Origin of the sequence: Microbacterium sp. 2FI (assembly GCF_005502885.1) — a bacterium.
GTDB lineage: Bacteria > Actinomycetota > Actinomycetes > Actinomycetales > Microbacteriaceae > Microbacterium.
Map to the genome: position 1 here is coordinate 205,256 of NZ_SCMR01000004.1, position 17,415 is coordinate 222,670.

The 17,415-nt window shown below is 72.4% G+C and carries 11 protein-coding genes; 10 read left to right on the forward strand and 1 reads right to left on the reverse strand.

The features are described from left to right. The first annotated feature begins 15 nt into the window (after nt 1–15). A complete protein-coding gene (locus FFS15_RS06165) occupies nt 16–630 on the forward strand; it encodes a hypothetical protein (RefSeq protein ID WP_137844126.1) in 615 nt (204 codons plus the stop codon). A gap of 10 nt (nt 631–640) precedes the next feature. Here FFS15_RS06165 and FFS15_RS06170 read toward each other — a convergent pair whose 3' ends face one another. After that, complete coding sequence (locus tag FFS15_RS06170) at nt 641–1,237, reverse strand: hypothetical protein (RefSeq protein WP_137844127.1); 597 nt, start codon at nt 1,235–1,237, stop codon at nt 641–643. Between the two features lie 141 nt (nt 1,238–1,378). On the opposite strand from FFS15_RS06170, the gene FFS15_RS06175 reads away from it, so the two are divergent. From FFS15_RS06175 to FFS15_RS06215, 9 genes are all read left to right on the forward strand, one after another. After that, complete coding sequence (locus FFS15_RS06175) at nt 1,379–2,410, forward strand: ABC transporter (RefSeq protein WP_137844128.1); 1,032 nt, start codon at nt 1,379–1,381, stop codon at nt 2,408–2,410. A gap of 1 nt (nt 2,411) precedes the next feature. Then, entirely contained in the window at nt 2,412–2,894 is a 483-nt protein-coding gene (locus tag FFS15_RS06180; RefSeq protein ID WP_137844129.1) for a hypothetical protein, read from the forward strand. Between the two features lie 52 nt (nt 2,895–2,946). After that, nucleotides 2,947–3,609: a spermidine/putrescine ABC transporter substrate-binding protein gene (locus FFS15_RS06185; RefSeq protein ID WP_137844130.1), complete on the forward strand. Its 663-nt coding sequence runs from the start codon at nt 2,947–2,949 to the stop codon at nt 3,607–3,609. Between the two features lie 146 nt (nt 3,610–3,755). Then, nucleotides 3,756–4,892, forward strand: a complete 1,137-nt coding sequence (locus FFS15_RS06190) for a serine/threonine-protein kinase (RefSeq protein ID WP_137844131.1) — start codon at nt 3,756–3,758, stop codon at nt 4,890–4,892. Continuing rightward, complete coding sequence (locus FFS15_RS06195; protein ID WP_171013104.1) at nt 4,892–10,873, forward strand: Ig-like domain-containing protein; 5,982 nt, start codon at nt 4,892–4,894, stop codon at nt 10,871–10,873. Before FFS15_RS06190 ends, FFS15_RS06195 begins: the two co-directional genes overlap by 1 nt. A gap of 48 nt (nt 10,874–10,921) precedes the next feature. Then, a complete protein-coding gene (locus FFS15_RS06200) occupies nt 10,922–11,887 on the forward strand; it encodes a MoxR family ATPase (RefSeq protein ID WP_137844132.1) in 966 nt (321 codons plus the stop codon). Further along, a complete protein-coding gene (locus FFS15_RS06205) occupies nt 11,884–13,257 on the forward strand; it encodes a DUF58 domain-containing protein (RefSeq protein WP_137844133.1) in 1,374 nt (457 codons plus the stop codon). The genes FFS15_RS06200 and FFS15_RS06205 overlap by 4 nt, the downstream gene beginning before the upstream one ends. Next, a complete protein-coding gene (locus FFS15_RS06210) occupies nt 13,254–15,767 on the forward strand; it encodes a transglutaminase domain-containing protein (protein ID WP_137844134.1) in 2,514 nt (837 codons plus the stop codon). Before FFS15_RS06205 ends, FFS15_RS06210 begins: the two co-directional genes overlap by 4 nt. Further along, nucleotides 15,764–17,284, forward strand: a complete 1,521-nt coding sequence (locus FFS15_RS06215) for a DUF5684 domain-containing protein (RefSeq protein WP_137844135.1) — start codon at nt 15,764–15,766, stop codon at nt 17,282–17,284. Before FFS15_RS06210 ends, FFS15_RS06215 begins: the two co-directional genes overlap by 4 nt. Nucleotides 17,285–17,415: the final 131 nt, after the last annotated feature.

Genomic DNA, 17,415 nt, shown 5'->3' on the forward strand with positions numbered 1-17,415 from the left:
CAAGGAGGTGGGATCGTGGCGCGCACGGGTGGACGGAACTCGTGGATCGCCGTGCCCGCGGGGCTTCTCTGCGTCGGCATCGTCGCGGGACTCGTGTGGCTCGCGCAGCCGATGGTTCCGGTGACGCTGCAGTGGGCGGGGGAGACGCTGCGCGCCGCATCATCGCCGCCGGCGGAAGCGCTCATCGAGGAGACACCCGCCCAGCGCGCGGCCTCCGGGCGACTCGACTGCCGGGCGCTGTACCCGCCGCAGCTGTGGCGCGACATGGTCTGGACCGGCGGCACGCACCTGTCGCAGACCACGGCAGTGCCGGCGACCTCGGCCACCGCCGTGGTGGATGCCCTGCAGCCCGACGTGCGCGTGACGTGCACGTGGCGGCTCGACGCCGGCGGAACCGTGGCGACCACGCTCGCGGTCGTCGGGGGCGACGCCGCGCTCCTTGCCGATGCCGCGCTGCGCGGTCAGGGCTTCGCGTGCACGACCAACCCCGAGGCGGTGCGGTGCACACGCACGCAGGCGGGCGTCGTCGAGGTGCACACGGTGCGCGGGGGTCTCTGGCTCTCGAGCGTCGAGACGCAGTGGCACCCTGCCGACTACACGGCGCGGCTCGAGGAGTTCGTGTGGGACTGAGCCCGCGCGGCTATCCCCACATGCTCTCGACGATGGCCGCGGTGTAGCCCGGCGGCGCGAGATTCGAGAACCGCGTGTCGATCAGGATGCCGTCACGCCAGAACAGCGTGCGCCCGTCGATGACCGGATAGGTCTCGTTCTCCCACGTCTTCTCGCAGCGGGTGCCGCCGTCGGGTGTGTAGCACTCGTAGTCCTCTTCGTCGGCGAGCTGGTTCAGCAGGTCGAGTGCGGGCCCGCGCGACATCGCCGAGATCGTCGTCATGAGGTAGGTGGTGTCGGCTGCCGGGTCGCGCCACAGGCACACGAGCGACCCGTCGGCCTGTTCGCCGCCGTCGATGCCGGTGTCGGGGTCGTTGAGCGGAGTGCCTTCGAGCTCTGCGAGGACGGCGTCGGTGAGCATCTCCTCGCAGTCGGTCGGGATCGCGGCCGTCGGCGTCGACGAGGGGGTGGCGCCCGGGGTGATCGTCGCGATCGGGGTGGGTGACACCGAGACCTCGGGGGTCGTCGTGGGGTTCGCGGTGGGCTCGGGCGCGCACGCGACCAACGTCGCAAGGGCGAGCACAGCGGATGCCGCTGCGGCGGCCACGCGGACACGACGGTCTGGCATGCCGCCACTCTAGGCGGCGCCCTCGCGTCGCCCGCGATGCCGCGCGGCGGCGGACTCGCCTCGGCATGCCTCCGCGGCGGACGGCGGGACGGGGGTTACCCTCGCACTGCGGGGACGTGCCCCGCGTGAGGAGTGCCCCCGATGAGTGACCCCAAGTCGTACGGCGAGCCCGTCGAAGAGCCCACGCCCGTGGACGACGTCGTCGGTCGCGCGAACGAGGGCCTCGCCGAGGCTGAGGCCGCCCGCAGCGATGCCGTCGTCGACGAGCCCGCACCCGCCGAGACGGCGACGGTGTCCGATGCCGCCGAGCAGACGCCGGTCGCCGAGCCTGTCGAGCCGCCTGCCGACACCGTCGAACCCGTCGCCACCCCGGAGCCCGATCCCTGGGATTCGGAGGAGGCCGCCGCGCTCGAGTACGAGAAGGCACCGGCTCCCGAGCCCCTGGTCGAGACTCCCGTCGCTGAGCCCGCAGAGCCCGTCGCGCCCGCTGCGGCCGCCGCTGCGCCGGTCGTGACCCCGAGTGAGCCGGTGGTGGATCCCACAGCCGAGACCACCGCATACCCGTCGTACGAGGCGCCGGTCATCGCGGCGGCCGCCGCAGCCCCGCAGCCCATCTTCGTGCAGGCGCCCGAGGCGCCGACTCCGCGCGGCAACCGCGCCGCCGTCGGCGCGATCGGACTCCTCGCCGCGCTGTCGTTCGCGGTGCTCTACTTCGCGGCGTGGCTCGGGTTCGCCGCGCTGAAGGGCGACGTCGACGCAAGCAACGTCGCCACGGTGGCGCTCGAGGCGCTCGCCACCTGGGCGCTGTGGGTGCCGGTCGTGGTGTTCTACATCGCGTTCTGGCTGCTCGGCGCCATCATCAACCGTGGTCGCTGGGGCGCCTGGGTCATCTTCGGCATCTTCGTCGGCATCGCCTCCTACGGCGGCTACATCCTCGGGCAGCTCTTCCAGGCACCGTTCTGGATGATCACCGCGAGCGAGGGCGCTGCGCTCGTCGAGGAGCAGTGGCTGGCGCCACTCGCGATCGCCTCCTTCGTGATCGGACGCGAGCTCACGATCTGGTTCGGCACGTGGGCCGCCGCGCGCGGCAAGCGCGTGACCGAGCTCAACATCGAGGCTCAGCGCGAGTACGAGCGCACGCTCGAGGCGGGCCCGCAGCTCGTCCGACAGTGACATGACGGGCGCGGCGGACGAGGGCGGACCGGTCCGCCCTGCCGCTGCGCTCGCCCTGGCCACGGTCTCGTTCGTGGCGTTGCTGATCTTCGGACTCGGCATGACGAGCCTCGTCCTCGGCGCGGACGTGATCGAGACGCCGGGACTCGGGCAGGTGCCGGGAATCCTCGGCGTCGCCCTGGCCACGGCCGCTTTCGCCGGCTCGCTGTGGCTGACGCTCCGGCGCAATCCCGCCTCGTACGGCGGTGCGGCGTGGACGGCCGCGGCCGTATACCTCGCCTACCTCGGCGGCGTCGCGTTCGGCATCCTCTTCTCCGCGGGTGAACTCGCCGTGGCGGCATCCGTCGCCGGGCGCATCGCGGTGTCGTGGTTCGGGGCGGTCGTCGCCGGGGCGGCAGCGATCGCGGCGTGGGGCGGGATCGCCCTCGTGCGCACGCGCGCGCAGCGCCCGCGGTGGCCGTGGGAGGACGACTTCGACGAGTAGCGGATGCTGCGGCATCCGCTCATTTCCGCACGGCGGTACTACCGTGGTCTCCGTGGAGCGCTCGCTCGAGACCCAGGTGAGCCAGGCGGTGGACGCCTGGCTGCTGTGGCTTCCCCGCTGGGAGCCGGCGACCCACCGCGGCCGTGTGGCGCCGTGCCGACGGTGCTTCGGGTCGCCGGTGCTGTCGGCGGCGGGGCTCGGCTCGGATGTGCCGCACGGGGTGCAGCACGGACTCTCAACGCGTGTGAAGACGATCGTCGATCGCGCCGTCGCCGAGTACACCGCCCTGAACCTGCCGATGCTCCAGGGCGAACTCGACCAGCAGGCGGCTCGCAACCGCGCCCGCAGCTATCGCCCCGCCGAGGGGCTCGAGCCCGAGTTCGAGGGGCTGCCGCTCGACCCGGATCCCGTTCCCGGGGCCCCATTCCTCTTCACGATCTCGGGGCTCGCCGAAGAGGCCGATGCCGGTGTGCCGGCGCTCCCGCCGCTCAGCGAGGAGGCGAAGGCGGCGCTGCGGCAGGAGGTCGGGCTCGCCGACGACTACGCGAACATGGTCGGCCGCGAGGTGTGCACGATCCTGCTTCATCATCGCCTGCGCATCCAGGCCGCGATCGGGGAGTTCGTCGAACCTCAGATCGAGGCGATGCTCGAAGACCTGACGCGCTCTCTCGACGCGCCGTTCGACCCGCACGAACCTCCCGCACCGTCCGCATAGGTCGTCGGGAGCCCTCGCGCGCAGCGCCCCACAGCCCGCGTTCAGTCTCTCCCGGATGACTTTGTTAGCATTGCCGGGTTTGCGCCCGCCTTCGGCGGGCTCGGCCGTCGTGTGGCGACGGCGTATCGACTCGGGGGGAGAGCCAGGTGGCGTCACGGCTTCCGTCCGCTCCTCCGATCCTTCCCGGACTGGTCTACATCCGTCCCCTCGGCTCGGGCGGCTTCGCCGACGTCTTCCTGTACGAGCAGGACATGCCGCGGCGCAACGTCGCGGTCAAGGTCATGCCGAGCGACGTGCGCGACCCCGACCTGCGGCGAATGTTCAATGCCGAGGCCGACGTCCTCGCGCACCTGTCGGCGCATCCGTCCATCGTGACGGTCTACCAGGCCGGGATCTCGGCCGACGGCCGCCCCTACATCGTGATGGAGTTCTGCCCGGGGTCGCTCTCGCAGCGGTATCGCCTGGAGCGCATCCCCGTCGACGAGGTGCTCGTCATCGGCGTGCGCATGGCCAGCGCGCTCGAGTCGGCGCACCGTGCGGGGCTCGTCCACCGCGACGTGAAGCCGAGCAACATCCTGGTCACCACGTTCGGCACACCGGTGCTCGCCGACTTCGGCATCTCGTCGTCGTTGCTGCGCCAGACCGCCGACGAGGTGCTCGCCATGTCGATCCCGTGGAGCGCGCCCGAGGTCGTCGCCGAGCAGACGGTCGGCACGGTGGCGAGCGAAGTGTGGAGTCTCGGCGCGACGATCTACTCACTGCTCGCGGGCCACAGCCCGTTCGAGCGCCGCGAGCGCGGCCAGAACACGAAAGAACTCCTGCGTCGCCGCATCGCGCGGGCGACCTACACCCCGATCGCCCGCACCGACGTGCCCGAATCGCTGCAGGAGCTTCTCGCGGCTGCGATGAGCCGCGACCCGTCGCGACGCCAGCCCTCGGCGCGCGCCTTCGCCGATGCGCTGCGCGCGGTGCAGACCGAGCTCGGCACATCGCCGACGCCCCTCGAGATCCCCGAGGCGGAGTGGTCCGCGGCGTCGGCTCCCGTCGACTTCTCCGACTCCGAGCTGCGCGGACCCGCACGCTCCCGCATCGAGCGCGACGACCGACGCAAGGTCCGCACCGGGTCGGGCGTCGCCGACCTCGCGCGCGATGAAGACACCGAGTTCTCGGCGCCGACCCCGCAGCGCCGGCGCGCGACGCCCTGGATGGTGGGGGCGGCCGTGGCGGCCGTCGCCGCGATCGCCGGTGTCGTCGCCACCCTCTTCGCCACGGGGGTGCTGTGATGCGCCGGAGCGCCGTGATCGGACTCTCGGCCTCGGTCGCCGCCGTCACGCTCGTCGTCGTCGCATCCGCCGTCTGGCCGGGCCTGGACGCGCAGGAGGTCCCCGAGGTCGACACTGCGGTGTGGGCGCTGCAGACCGCGGAGGGGCGCCGCTACGCCCGCGTGAACACCTCGGTCGGCGAGCTCGACACGGTTCGCAGCATCAGCAATCCCGATCAGGTCGTGCAGACCGATGACGGGGCATACCTCTTCAGCGACAGCTACAGCAAGGTGACCCGCATCGATGAGGCGATGCCGGCCGACCTCGACGAAGAGGCGCTCCAGGCCTCCGAGTCGACGCCCCCGGGCACCACCGATGTGGTGACCGCCGGCGACTTCGTCGCCTATCGCACCGATGTCGGGGCCGTATTCGCCGGCCTCCTGTCGACGGGCGGCGCCGTGCAGCTCGACCCGTTCCCGACCGAGGACGAGGATGCGCCGCAGTACGCGGCCGATGCCATCGCCGTCGACGATCGCGGCGTCCTCTTCTCGTACTCGCGTGCCGACGGCTCGGTGCTCCGCTACGACATCAGCGCGGGCGCGGTCCGCGGCCGTGACCCGCTCCTGGCCGACGGGCTTGCGGCCCCCGCGATCACCGCGGCCGGCGACACGTGGGCGGTCGTCGACACCGAGGACGGCGACGTCTGGCTGAGCGGGACGGATGCCGCGGCATCCGCTCCCACGACCGGCGCAGTGGTGGTCGGTCGCCCCGATCCGACGGGAGCGTCGCTCTACCTCGCCGACGAGACCTCGCTCGTGCGCATCCCGACAGACGGCGGCGGCTTCGAGGTGCGCTACGGAACCGGGACCGCGGTGCTGGGCACCCCGGCGCAGCCGATCGTCCACGACGGCGAGGTGTATGCCGCGTGGCTGCCGCAGGGGAGCGCCGACGGGGTTCTCTGGAGTCAGAGCGGCGGCGCGACGCCGCTCGACTACGCCGACGAGACCATGCCCGACCAGCGCCGGCCGGTGTTCGTCGACAGCCCCGAGGCCGTGATCCTCAACGAGACCCGCACCGGCTGGACCTGGACGGTGCCCGACGGTGCGCTGGTCACGTCCAGCCAGGAGTGGTCGCTCGACGATCGCACGAATCCCGATGCCGTGCCGAGCGAAGAGCAGCTGCCGGTGCAGCTGGATCCGAAGCCGCCGATCGCCGAGCCCGATGCGTTCGGCGTGCGGGCGGGGACCCTGTCGTCGCTGTCGGTGCTGTTGAACGACCACGACCCGAACGAAGACGTCCTCACCATCGACCCGGCGTCGGTGACCGGACTCGATCCCGGATTCGGCACCGTGTCGATCACCGACGACGGCCAGCGTCTCGCCGTCCGCACGGCTCCGGGAGCCCAGGGCTCGGCGACCTTCTCATACGCGGTCACCGACGGGACGAGCGAGGGCGGACTGCTCTCCGAGCCCACGACGGTGACGTTGAGCGCCACGTCGGCGAACTCCGCGCCCGAATGGTGCGGCGTGGAGCGCTGCCTCGTGGAGTGGCCGGCGCCCGAGGTCGTCCGCGGCGGAACGCTCACCGTGCCGGTGCTGCCGGGATGGGTCGACCCCGAGGGCGACCCGCTGCTGCTGCTGTCGGTCGAGAACCCCTCGGGCGTCGGCAGCGTCGCCGCGACCCCGGGCGGCGACGTCGTTTACCAGCACAGCGACGACGGTGCCGGCGGCGAAGTGCTCATCGAGCTCGTGGTCACCGTCGCCGACACCTCGGGCGCAACGGCCGAGAAGTCCCTCGTGGTGCGGGTGACCCCCGATCCCGAGCTCGTCGTGCAGTCCTTCACGGTGCTCGACACGATCGACGCCGGCATCACCGTCGACGTCGCTCCGCACGTCACGGGCACGGCAGGCATGATGTCGCTCGAGTCGGTGCGCGTGCTCGACGACGCGGCCGCGACGGCCACCGTCGTCGGCGGTACGACCTCGTTCGACTTCACCTCGAAGGCGCCGGGAACCTTCCGCGTCGACTTCACGGTGACCGACGGGCTCAGCGATGCCAACGGCACCGCGCGCATCACCGTGCTTCCCGCCGACGCGCCGCCGCAGCTGGCGACCGCGCCGGTTGTCGCGTTCGTGCATCCGCAGCAGGATGCGACGCTCGACGTCTTCGCGGCGGTCTCCAACCCCACGCGTCGCGTGCTGCTGCTCAGCGACGTGGTCGCCACGGCCGACGACGGCGCGATGCTCTCGGTCGACGCGGTGGGCCAGAACCACCTGCGGGTGTCGGGGGCGACGGATGCCGGGGGCTCGGGACGCCTGGGAACGGTGACGTACACGATCAGCGACGGCACCGAGGACGAGGGTGCGAGCGTGCAGGGCGAGGCGACGGTGTATCTGCTGCCGCCGGCACCGGAACTCGCCCCGATCGCCGTCGACGACACCGTGACCGTGCGCGCGGGGGCCCAGATCGACATCCCGATCCTCGAGAACGACATCGCGCCGGCTGGCGGCAGGCCGACCCTCGATCCGTCGATCGTCGTCTCCTCCACCGACGACGCGCTCGCGTTCGCGTCGGGCGACGTGCTGCGCTACCTCGCTCCGACGAAGGCCGGCGAGTACACGGTGGAGTACTCGGTGTTCACGACCGGGGCGCCGATGCTGGCCGACACCGCTCGCGTGCGCGTGCGCGTGCTCGCCGCCGACTCCAACCGCGCACCGGCACCCGAGACGCTCGAAGGCCGCGTGCTCAGCGGGCAGTCGACCCTCGTCGAATTCGACGGCTTCGGCATGGACCCCGACGGCGACGTCGTGACGCTCGACAGCATCGTGAGCCAGCCTGCGCGGGGCGCGGCCACGATCTCGGCGGACGGGGCCTCGATCCTGTACTCGAGCGTCCCCGGTGACCGCGGGCAGGCGTCGTTCCGCTACCGGGTAGTGGATGCCTTCGGCGAGACCGGCGAGGGCACGGTGCGCATCGGCGTGCTCGACGCGCAGTCCAACCCGAGCCCGGTCACCTTCACCGACTACGTGCAGGTGCAGGCGGGCGAGGGCAACACCATCCGCATCAGCCCGCTCGCCAATGACGTCGACCCCACCGCCGGCACGCTCGCGATCACCGATGTGCGCCCGGATCTCCCGGTGACGCTATCGGAGGGCGACGCCAATCCCGAGTATGCGCGCCTCGCCGACCAGATCGCCTCACTCGACGACGCGACGGTCGTCGTCGAGGCCGGAACCGAGCCCGCCACCATGTCGTTCCTCTACGACGTCGAGTCCAGTTCGGGCAACACGGGCCGCGGACGCATCGTGGTGAAGGTCGTGCGCGAGAGCGTGCCCGACTACCCGATCGTGGCCGACACGATCCTCACCGTCGAGACGCGCGAGGAATTCCCTCGAGGAGTCGACGTGCTCGCCGACAAGGCGGCGTGGTCGGGCGGCGACGTGGCAGACCTCGACGTGGCGCTCTGGGGCGATCCCGACGGCGTCGAGGTCGACGGCTGGGAGCTCAGCGGAGACCTGCCGGCGCGCACCCGCCTCATCCCGTTCGCGGTGACCGGCGAGGGCGCCTCCGGAGAGGTCACGACCTACGCGTTCCTGCGGGTGCCCGGAGACGACGACCTGGCGCTGGCGCTCCGGGCCGGCGCGGCGGCGCCCGAGGTGACCGAACTGGAGTCGGTGACCTTCGACATGGACGACCTCGTGGCCACGCCCCGCGGGATGCGCCTCGAGGTCGGCTCCGACGTCCGGGTCTCGGGCGCTCGCGCCGAAGCGGCGTGCACGCTCGACGGCGCGACCGGCGTGCGGTACGACTCGGGTGCCGGAGCGCCCTGGGTGGACGCCTGCCAGGTGCCGGTGCGGCTCGAGGGCAAGAAGGAGTGGACCTACATCTCGGTGCCGATTCTCGTTCAGGCGCTCGACCCGCAGCCCGCGCTGCGCGCCGGATCGCTCTCGGTCGGCCCCGGCGAGACCACCACCTTCGACCTGCAGAACATGACGACGTGGCAGCTGCGCGAAGGCTGGGACGACATCGTCTACGCCGTCGAGTACGGCGGGTCTGCCTTCGACGTGTCGCTGTCGGGCTCGGTGCTCACCGTGACCGGCGATGACCGCGCCGTGCCCGGCGCCGAGGAGACCGTCCTCGTCTCGGTGACCAGCCACAACGCGGTCGCGCCGGTGCGCCTCATCCTCCGCGTCGGCGCCGCGCCCTCCACACTGCCGCAGGGCGGTTCGCTCACCCAGCAGTGCACGCAGGCATCGGGATCGTCGTGCACGGTTTCGGTGATCGGCGCTTCGGGCGAGGTGAATCCGCTGCCGCGCACGCCCCTCGAGCTCATCGAGGTGCGGCCCGCGGGTGCGTGCGTCGGCGTCAGCTTCGAGCTCGCCTCGGCATCGTCGATCACGGCCTCGTGGACCGAGGACGCACCCGGCGCGACGTGCTCGGCGACCTTCTCGGTGCGCGACGCGCAGGGCAGGCGCACGAATTCCGAGCGCGACGGTCGGCTGCTGCTCGACCTCCTCGGCTACCCGAAGGCGCCGGCGAGCGTGATGCAGACCGCGTACGACGACGAGTCGCTCACTCTGCGCGTGGACCCGGGCGAGGCGCGTCTGGCCTACCCCTCGCTCAGCGGCTTCGTGATCCGCCACGACGACGAGATCGTCGCGGAATGCTCGGCCGACGGGGTCTGCCCGCCGATCACGGCACCGAACGGCGAACAGCGCACCTACGAGGCTTTCGCGGTGAACAGCGTCGGCGAGTCGCTCGCGAGCGTCCGCACAGCGGCGTGGGCGTACGACCCGCCGCCGACGCCGTCTCGTGTGACGGCGCGTCCGGTCGTCACCGGCGGCGAGGGCGGCGTAGCTTCGCTCACCATCGAGGGCATCGATCCCGGCCAGACCGGCAGCATCGAGATCACGAGCGCACTCGGTGAGCGGGTTCGCCTGCCGATCGGCCGCAACCAGACACGTCTGGAGGTGCCGTCGTACCGCGTCGGCACGAACGCGGCGACGCCGGTGACGATCACGCCGTTCTCGCGCTTCGAGCTGCCGCCGGGCCTCGCCGGCAGCACCTCGGGCGCCGCGACGACCGTGTCGGCGAACGGCATCGGCGCTCCCCGCGACCTGCGTCTGACGCTGACGTCGTCGGCGAACGACGACGGCACCGTGACGGTGGCTGCATCCGGCACCGCGACGCGGAACGGCGACGGCTCCGTGCTCCGATTCGGCATCGTCCGCGAGGGTGATCGCTGCGCCCCGGTCCAAAGCGGCGAGACGGCGATCTTCGCGGGACTCCCGGACGGCCGCGAGTACCGCTTCACGATGTGCGTCGACTCGTGGTTCGACGGCTCGTCCTTCGGCTCGGGCACCGTCACCGAATCGGTGCGCGCGAAGCAGAAGGGGAGTGCGCCGAAGGGCTGGACGTTCCTCGTCGACGGCGCGCCGAACGTCCGCTCCGATCGTGCCGAGTGGGTCATCCGCTCCGAACCCGACTCCCGAGACCGCGTGCCGTTCCTCAACAGCGTGCAGTTCGACGGGTACCCGACCGGCGTCTTCGGCCGCGACCCGCAGATCCGGGTGCGCTACGTGCACGACCTGTGGGGCGACTACACGCCGTGGGCGACGGTCACGCCCCGATCGGGGAGCGCTCCGTACCAGCTGCAGGCGAACTGGGGCGTCCAGTCCTGCGTGGGCGGCTCCGCACTCACGAACGGCTGGTCGGCGACGAGCGCGCCCGGCGGCGGCTCCGCCGCGGTGTCGTTCGGCAACGCCGATCTGCGCTACTACGACGAAGACGGCGCGGTGCTCCCGCACACTGCCGGCACGTGGGATGTGCCGGTGGGCGCCGTGTACGTCGAGGGCGTCACGGTGTCGGTGAACTGGGACGCGCAGGGCTGGGGACTCTCGCCCGCGAACGCCTCCTTCTCGGCGACGTGCGATCCGAATCTGCCGCCCGGCGGCGGCGGTGGTGGCGGCGGACCGGGGCCAGACCCGGACCCCGAGCCCTGACGCCCGGCATCCCCACCCACTCACGACCCCGACCACAGAGGACACCCCATGACGATCACGCAGGAACAGGCCACCTGGTTCGCGCAGACGTTCAGCCAGATCGCCGACAACGTGGAGCGCGCCGTGCTCGGCAAGCGCCACACGGTCGAACTCGTCCTCACCGCGATGCTCAGTGACGGCCACGTGCTGCTGGAGGACGTGCCGGGAACCGGCAAGACCTCGCTCGCGCGGGCCATGGGCCAGTCGGTGCAGGGCTCGAACACCCGCATCCAGTTCACGCCCGATCTGCTGCCGGGCGACATCACCGGCATCAGCGTCTACGACCAGAAGGAGGGCGTGTTCGAGTTCCACGCGGGCCCGATCTTCGCCAATATCGTCCTCGCCGACGAGATCAACCGCGCGAGCCCGAAGACGCAGTCGGCTCTCCTCGAGGTCATGGAGGAGGGGAGCGTCACGATCGACGGCGTCTCTCGGCAGGTCGGCGTGCCGTTCCTCGTGCTGGCGACGCAGAACCCGGTCGAGCAGGCAGGCACCTACCGGCTCCCCGAAGCCCAGCTCGACCGCTTCATGATGCGCACGTCGCTCGGCTACCCCGACCACGCCGCGACCGTCCGCATCCTCGACGGCGCCGCGGTCGCCACCGCGGAGCTCACTCCGATCATCACGCCGCAGGCGCTCGTGGGCATGTCGGACCTCGCCGCCCAGGTGTACGTCGATGCCCTCGTGCTCGACTACATCGCGCGCATCGTCGACGGCACGCGGTCGGCCGACGAGGTGCGGCTGGGTGTCAGCATCCGTGGCGCCCTCGCACTCACGCGGGCGGCCCGCACCCGCGCCGCCTCGCAGGGCCGCACCTACTCCACGCCCGACGACGTCAAGTCGCTCGCCGTCGCCGTGCTCTCGCACCGACTGATCCTTCACCCCGAGGCCGAGTTCGACGGCGTGACGCAGGAGGCCGTCATCGGCCAGGTGCTGCTCGACGTCGCGCCGCCCTCGAGACGCGAAGCCGTATGAGTCTGACCGAGTCCCGTCTCACCCGCACCTCCGCGTCGACCGGCACGGGGGGACGCACGCACGCCACCGCGACCTCGGTGACCGCGTCGCGCCGCGGGCGCACGCTCGTGCGCACAGCCGTCTGGACGACCCAGGCACTGCGCAGCGCGGGCGCCGCGATCTCGGCGGCGGCGACGTGGGCCGCGCGCACGGTGCGTCCGGCGGGCGTTCTCGTCGTTCTCACGGCGAGCATCGGACTCGGGCTCGGCATCGCCTTCGGCTGGGTCGAGTGGATGGTCGCCGGTGCCGTCTCGGCGCTGCTGCTCGCGGCATCCGTCCCCTTCCTCTTCGGGGCGCGCTCGTACGACGTCGATCTCTCGCTCGCGCATGAGCGCGTGGTCGCCGGCGACGGCGTGACCGGCGAGATCATCGTGCGCAACCACGGCCACCGCACGGCCCTCCCCGGCCGCATCGACATCCCCGTCGGCGCGGGGCTCGTGGAGTTCGGCGTGCCCCTGCTGCGCCCTGGCCACACCGTCGCCCAGCCGCTCGAGATCCCGGGGCTGCGCCGCGGGATCGTGTCCGTGGGGCCTGCCACCACCGTCCGCAGCGACCCCATCGGGCTGCTGCGCCGCGAGCACGCCTTCGAGGACATCCACGAGGTGTACGTGCACCCGCGGACCACCACGCTCCCGTCGACGAGCGCGGGCCTCATCCGCGACCTCGAGGGCAGCCCGACGCGCCGGCTCGTGGACTCCGACATGTCGTTCCACGCGATCCGCGAGTACACCCCAGGCGATTCGCGCCGCCAGATCCACTGGAAGTCGACGGCGAAGACCGGGCGCCTCATGGTGCGCCAATACGAGGAGTCGCGCCGCTCCCGCATGGCGGTCGTGCTGGGTGTCGCTGAGAACGAGTACGCCGACGCGGACGAGTTCGAGCTCGCCGTCGGCTGTGCCGCATCGCTGGGCATGCGGGCCGTCCGCGACGCACGCGACGTCTCCATCGTCACCGGATCCGAGATCCCGCGAGTCGTGCGCGGCCGGCTGCGTGCCATCCGCCACATCCCCTCGGGATCCGTCCGCCCGATGCTCGACGGCTTCAGCGGCGTGACGCAGCTCGAGAGCACGATGGGCGTGCGCGACGTCTGCCGGCTGACGGCCGAGTCGGGCGATCGCATCTCGATCGCGTTCGTGGTGGTCGGCTCGCGCGTTCCGCTGGTGCGGCTGCAGCAGGCGGCGCTCGCGTTCCCCGTCGACACCGCGGTGCTCGCCGTGATCTGCGACGAGCGGGCGCACCCGCGCATGCAGCCGCTGTCGGGGCTGACCGTGCTCACCGTCGGCACCCTCGACGACCTCTCGGGGCTCCTGCTGCGGGGGGCGACGTCATGAGCGCACGACGGCGGGATGCCGCCCGAGTCGAGCGCGCCGCGTTCGTCGTCCCGCGCATCGTCGTGGGATCGGCGTTCGCCGCCGTCATCGTCGTCATCGCCGCCGTCGCCGCGTGGCCGATCTACCGTTCGTGGCACTTCGTGCTGCTGGTCGGGGTCGCCGCCGTCGTCGCCACCGCGATCGCCGTCGTCTCGTGGCGGCTGCGCTGGAGCGCCTGGATCTCGGCGGCGGCGGTCGCCGTGGCCTTCCTGCTGCTCGGCGTGCCGCTCGCGGTGCCTTCGCGCCTCGGGAGCGTGCCAGACCTCGTGCGCGGGCTCGGCGAAGCGACCGCGGGCGCGGTGCTGGCGTGGAAGGACCTCGTCACCGTCGAACTCCCCGTCGGCACGTACCGCAACCTGCTGGTCCCCGCGCTGATCGTCTTCCTGGTGGGCACCTGCGCCCTTCTGCTGCTCGCGTGGCGCGAGGGCCGTACGGCGTTCCTCGCGGCCCCGGTCGCGATCGGGATGGTGTCTTTCGGCCTCTTCTTCGGCCGCACGAGCGTGAGCGCGCCCCTCGTCATCGGGACGCTGCAGCTCTACGCACCCGTCGAGACGGCGCTCGGCCTGCTGTCGCTTCTCGCCGTGCTCCTGTGGCTCGCGTGGCGCACGCACGACGAGCGCGTGCACGCGCTCCAGCGCGCCGCGGCATCGAGCGGCGTGCGGGTGTCACGGCGTCCGTCGCGCGCCGACCGCCGCCGTACCGCGCTCGGCGCAGGCATGATCGCGGGTGCCGTGATCATCGCCGTGGCGGTCGTGCCGTTCGCGGCGCGCGGGGCCGACCGCGATGTGCTGCGCTCGGCATTCGGTCCCGAGATCGATCTGTCGGCGTCGGTGAGCCCGCTCGCGGAGTACCGATCGCTCTTCGCCGATACGCGCGCCGACGCGGTGCTCTTCACCGTCACCTCTCCGGGCGACCTCCCCGAACGCGTCCGGCTCGCGACTCTCGACGCCTACGACGGAGAGGTCTATCGCAGCGGCGGCAGCGGCGCGATCGACGACGGACGGTACGTGCGCGTTCCGTCGGTGCTCGATGCGGGCGAGGGGACGCCGGTCGAGGTCGAGTTCGCGATCGAGGGTCTTCGCGGCATCTGGATGCCGACGGCAGGGCGTCTGGCGACCGTCGACTTCGCGGGCGAGCGTGGTGCCGCCCTCGCCGACCGCTTCTACTACAGCGCCGCGGCATCGGCCGGTGTGCAGACCGCAGGCGGGGGGCTCGCCGCCGGCGATGCGTACGTCGTCAACGCGATCGAGCCCGGCGCCGTCGAGCTCGCCGAGATCACGGCGCCCGGCGGTGCCGGTGCCGAGCCCGCGGCACCCGAGAGCCTGCAGGCGTGGGTCGAGGAGCACGCGACGGGCTCCGACGGTGCGGCTCTGGCCGGACTCGTGACGCTGCTGCGCGAGCGCGGTTACCTCAGCCACGGCCTCGAGCAGGGCGACGAGCCCGCCGAGTGGATGACGGAGCTCTCGGGCTACTCGTTCCAGCCGAGCGCGTCGGGGCACTCGCTCGCCCGCATCGATGCGATGTTCTCGCGTCTGCTCGAGCGTGAGACCGATCCGCGGGCGGTGGCGTCGGGCAACTACGTCGCCGCGATCGGAGACGACGAGCAGTTCGCCGTCGCCGCTGCGCTGATCGCCCGTGAGCTGGGCTTCCCCTCGCGCATCGTGCTCGGCGCGCGTCTGGTCGCGGACGAGGCCGGCCTCGCGGCGTGCGAGGGCGGCGTCTGCCGCGCGCAGGACATCGCCGCGTGGACCGAGGTGCAGTCCGCCGACGGCGACTGGGTCGCCGTGGATGTGACGCCGCAGTACGAGCAGTCGCCGAGCCTGGACGTGACCGAGCAGCGCGATCCCGAGAACGTCACCGAGGTGCGCCCCGACTCCGTCGAGGAGGTGCTTCCGCCCGATCCCGTGCAGGAGGACGCCTCGGCGGGCGACGCGACCGCCGACGCCTCCGGGCCCGACCTCGCGTGGCTGTGGCCGGTGCTGCGCATCGGCGCGATCGCGCTGCTCGTGCTGCTGCTCGCGTTCGGCCCGTTCCTCGCCGTGATGGCGGCGAAGGGGGCCCGCCGTCGCGGCCGCCGGCGTGCGGCGACGCCGGCGGCGCGCATCGCGGGCGGCTGGGACGAGTATGTCGATGCCGCCGTGGATGCCCGCCGCGATGCCCCGCGCACGCTCACACGACTGGAGCTCGCGGACTCCTTCGCCACGAGCGGCGGCGCCGACCTCGCGCGGGTCGCCGACCGGGCCGTGTTCTCGGACGACCACCAGGACTTCGACGCCGCTGCGGCGTACTGGAAGAGCGTCGATGCGGAGCGCCGCGAGGTGCGTCGCGAGCTGGGCGTGTGGCGCAGGCTCCTGGCGACCGTATCGTTGAGATCGTTCATCCGTCCGCTGGCGCCCGCTGCGGGCGTTCGCACTCGCTTCGCCGAGAGGGGGAGACGCCGGGCCGCCGTGTCCGCGCGTCCCGCATCATGACACCTGTCGATGACTCCACCGCCGTAGCTCTGGGCCTGGTGTCGCTGGTCTTCTGGCTGGCGCTCTACGTCTGGACCTCTCTCGCGCTCGCTGCCGTGTTCCGCAAGTCCGGCGTGCAGGGGTGGAAGGCGTGGGTGCCGGTCCTCAATCTCGTGGTGCTGTTCCAGCTCGGCGGCTTCTCGGGTTGGCTGCTGCTGATCGGGCTCGTGCCGATCGTCGGCGTGCTGGTGGTCGTGGTGATCGAGATCATCGCCTGCTATCGCATCGGGGTGGCCTTCGGGTACCGCGGCGGGATGGCGGTCGTCGCGGCGCTCCTCTTCCCCGTCTGGGCGTCGATCATCGGCTTCGGCTCGGCCCGGTGGGTCGGGCGGGATGCCGATGCCGGCCCGCGCCGCAGCGAGAACGCCGCAGGCGACGACCTGCCGCCGCTGCCGCCGTTCCCGACTCCGGGTGAGCAGACAGCCGCGACCTACAGCCCCATTGCCCCACCGCCCGCCTACGGGCGCGCACCGCAGGCTCCTGCGGCCCCGGCCCCGCAGGTGACGCCGCCTCCGGGCGGCTGGGCGCCGCCGCCGCTTCCGCAGCGGCCCGCCGTCGCGGGTGCCGCGGCGCCGGCCGCTCCCGCTTCGCCCTTCGTTCCGGCCGAGAAGGCCGCCGACGACCCGTGGCAGGGGTTCGCCGTCGCCGGCCTGGACCTCACGGGCGAGGTGACCGGCGCAGTCTCCGGCGCTCCCGAGCCGATCGCGGCGGTTCCGGTGAGCGCGGCATCCGATGCCCCGTCCGACGACGATGCCTATGCCGGCCCGCGCCGATCGGGCGCGGCCTCCGAGTCCGAGCCCGAGGCCGCTTCTCAGCTCGAGCACGATGACGCTCCCGAGCCGGTGGCGTATGCGCCCGCACGCGTGGTCGAGCCGCCGGTCGACACGCCCGCGGGCCTCACGCTGCCCCCCGTCACGCGAGTGCCCGCCGCTCGTTCCACGAGCGTCGAGGACGAGCCCTGGGCGCCGGCGCGGTCGCCGCAGAGCGACCCCGAGGCGTTCCCCGAGACCTCGGGTCCGGTCTCGGCGATCGCCGGTGCGCCGGATGCCGGCTCCCCGCGCTCTGCGCGCTCGTCGGTGTCGGCCCTGCACACGCGTCCCGAGATCCCCGACGACGCGATCGAGGAGACGATCATCGCGCGCCGCCGCCGCACCCACTGGTCGCTCGTGCTGCCCTCGGGCGAGCCGGTCGCGCTCGGCGGCGACGTCGTGATCCTGGGCCGCCGTCCGGTCGCCGACTCAGCCTTCCCCGGGGCGCAGCTCGTCGCGATCGAGGACGGGACCGTCTCCAAGACCCACGCCCGGCTCGAGCTGCGCGACGACACCTGGTTCGTCACCGACCTCGACTCGACCAACGGCGTGCTGTTCGCCACGGTTCTCGGCACCGAGGTCGAGGTGACTCCCGGCGTCGAGACCGAAGCGGGCGACCGCTTCCTCCTCGGCGACGCCGAAGTGCGGCTTGTCCGGAGCGACGCGTGACGGACGCTCCCGACGAGCGCACGATCCCGGTCCGTCGTGCCGGCCGCGCGCCTGCGCCCGGCACGTCCGCGCCCGAGCCTCCCGCACTCGACGACGACGCGCCCGACGACGCCACCGTCGTTTCGGGGCGT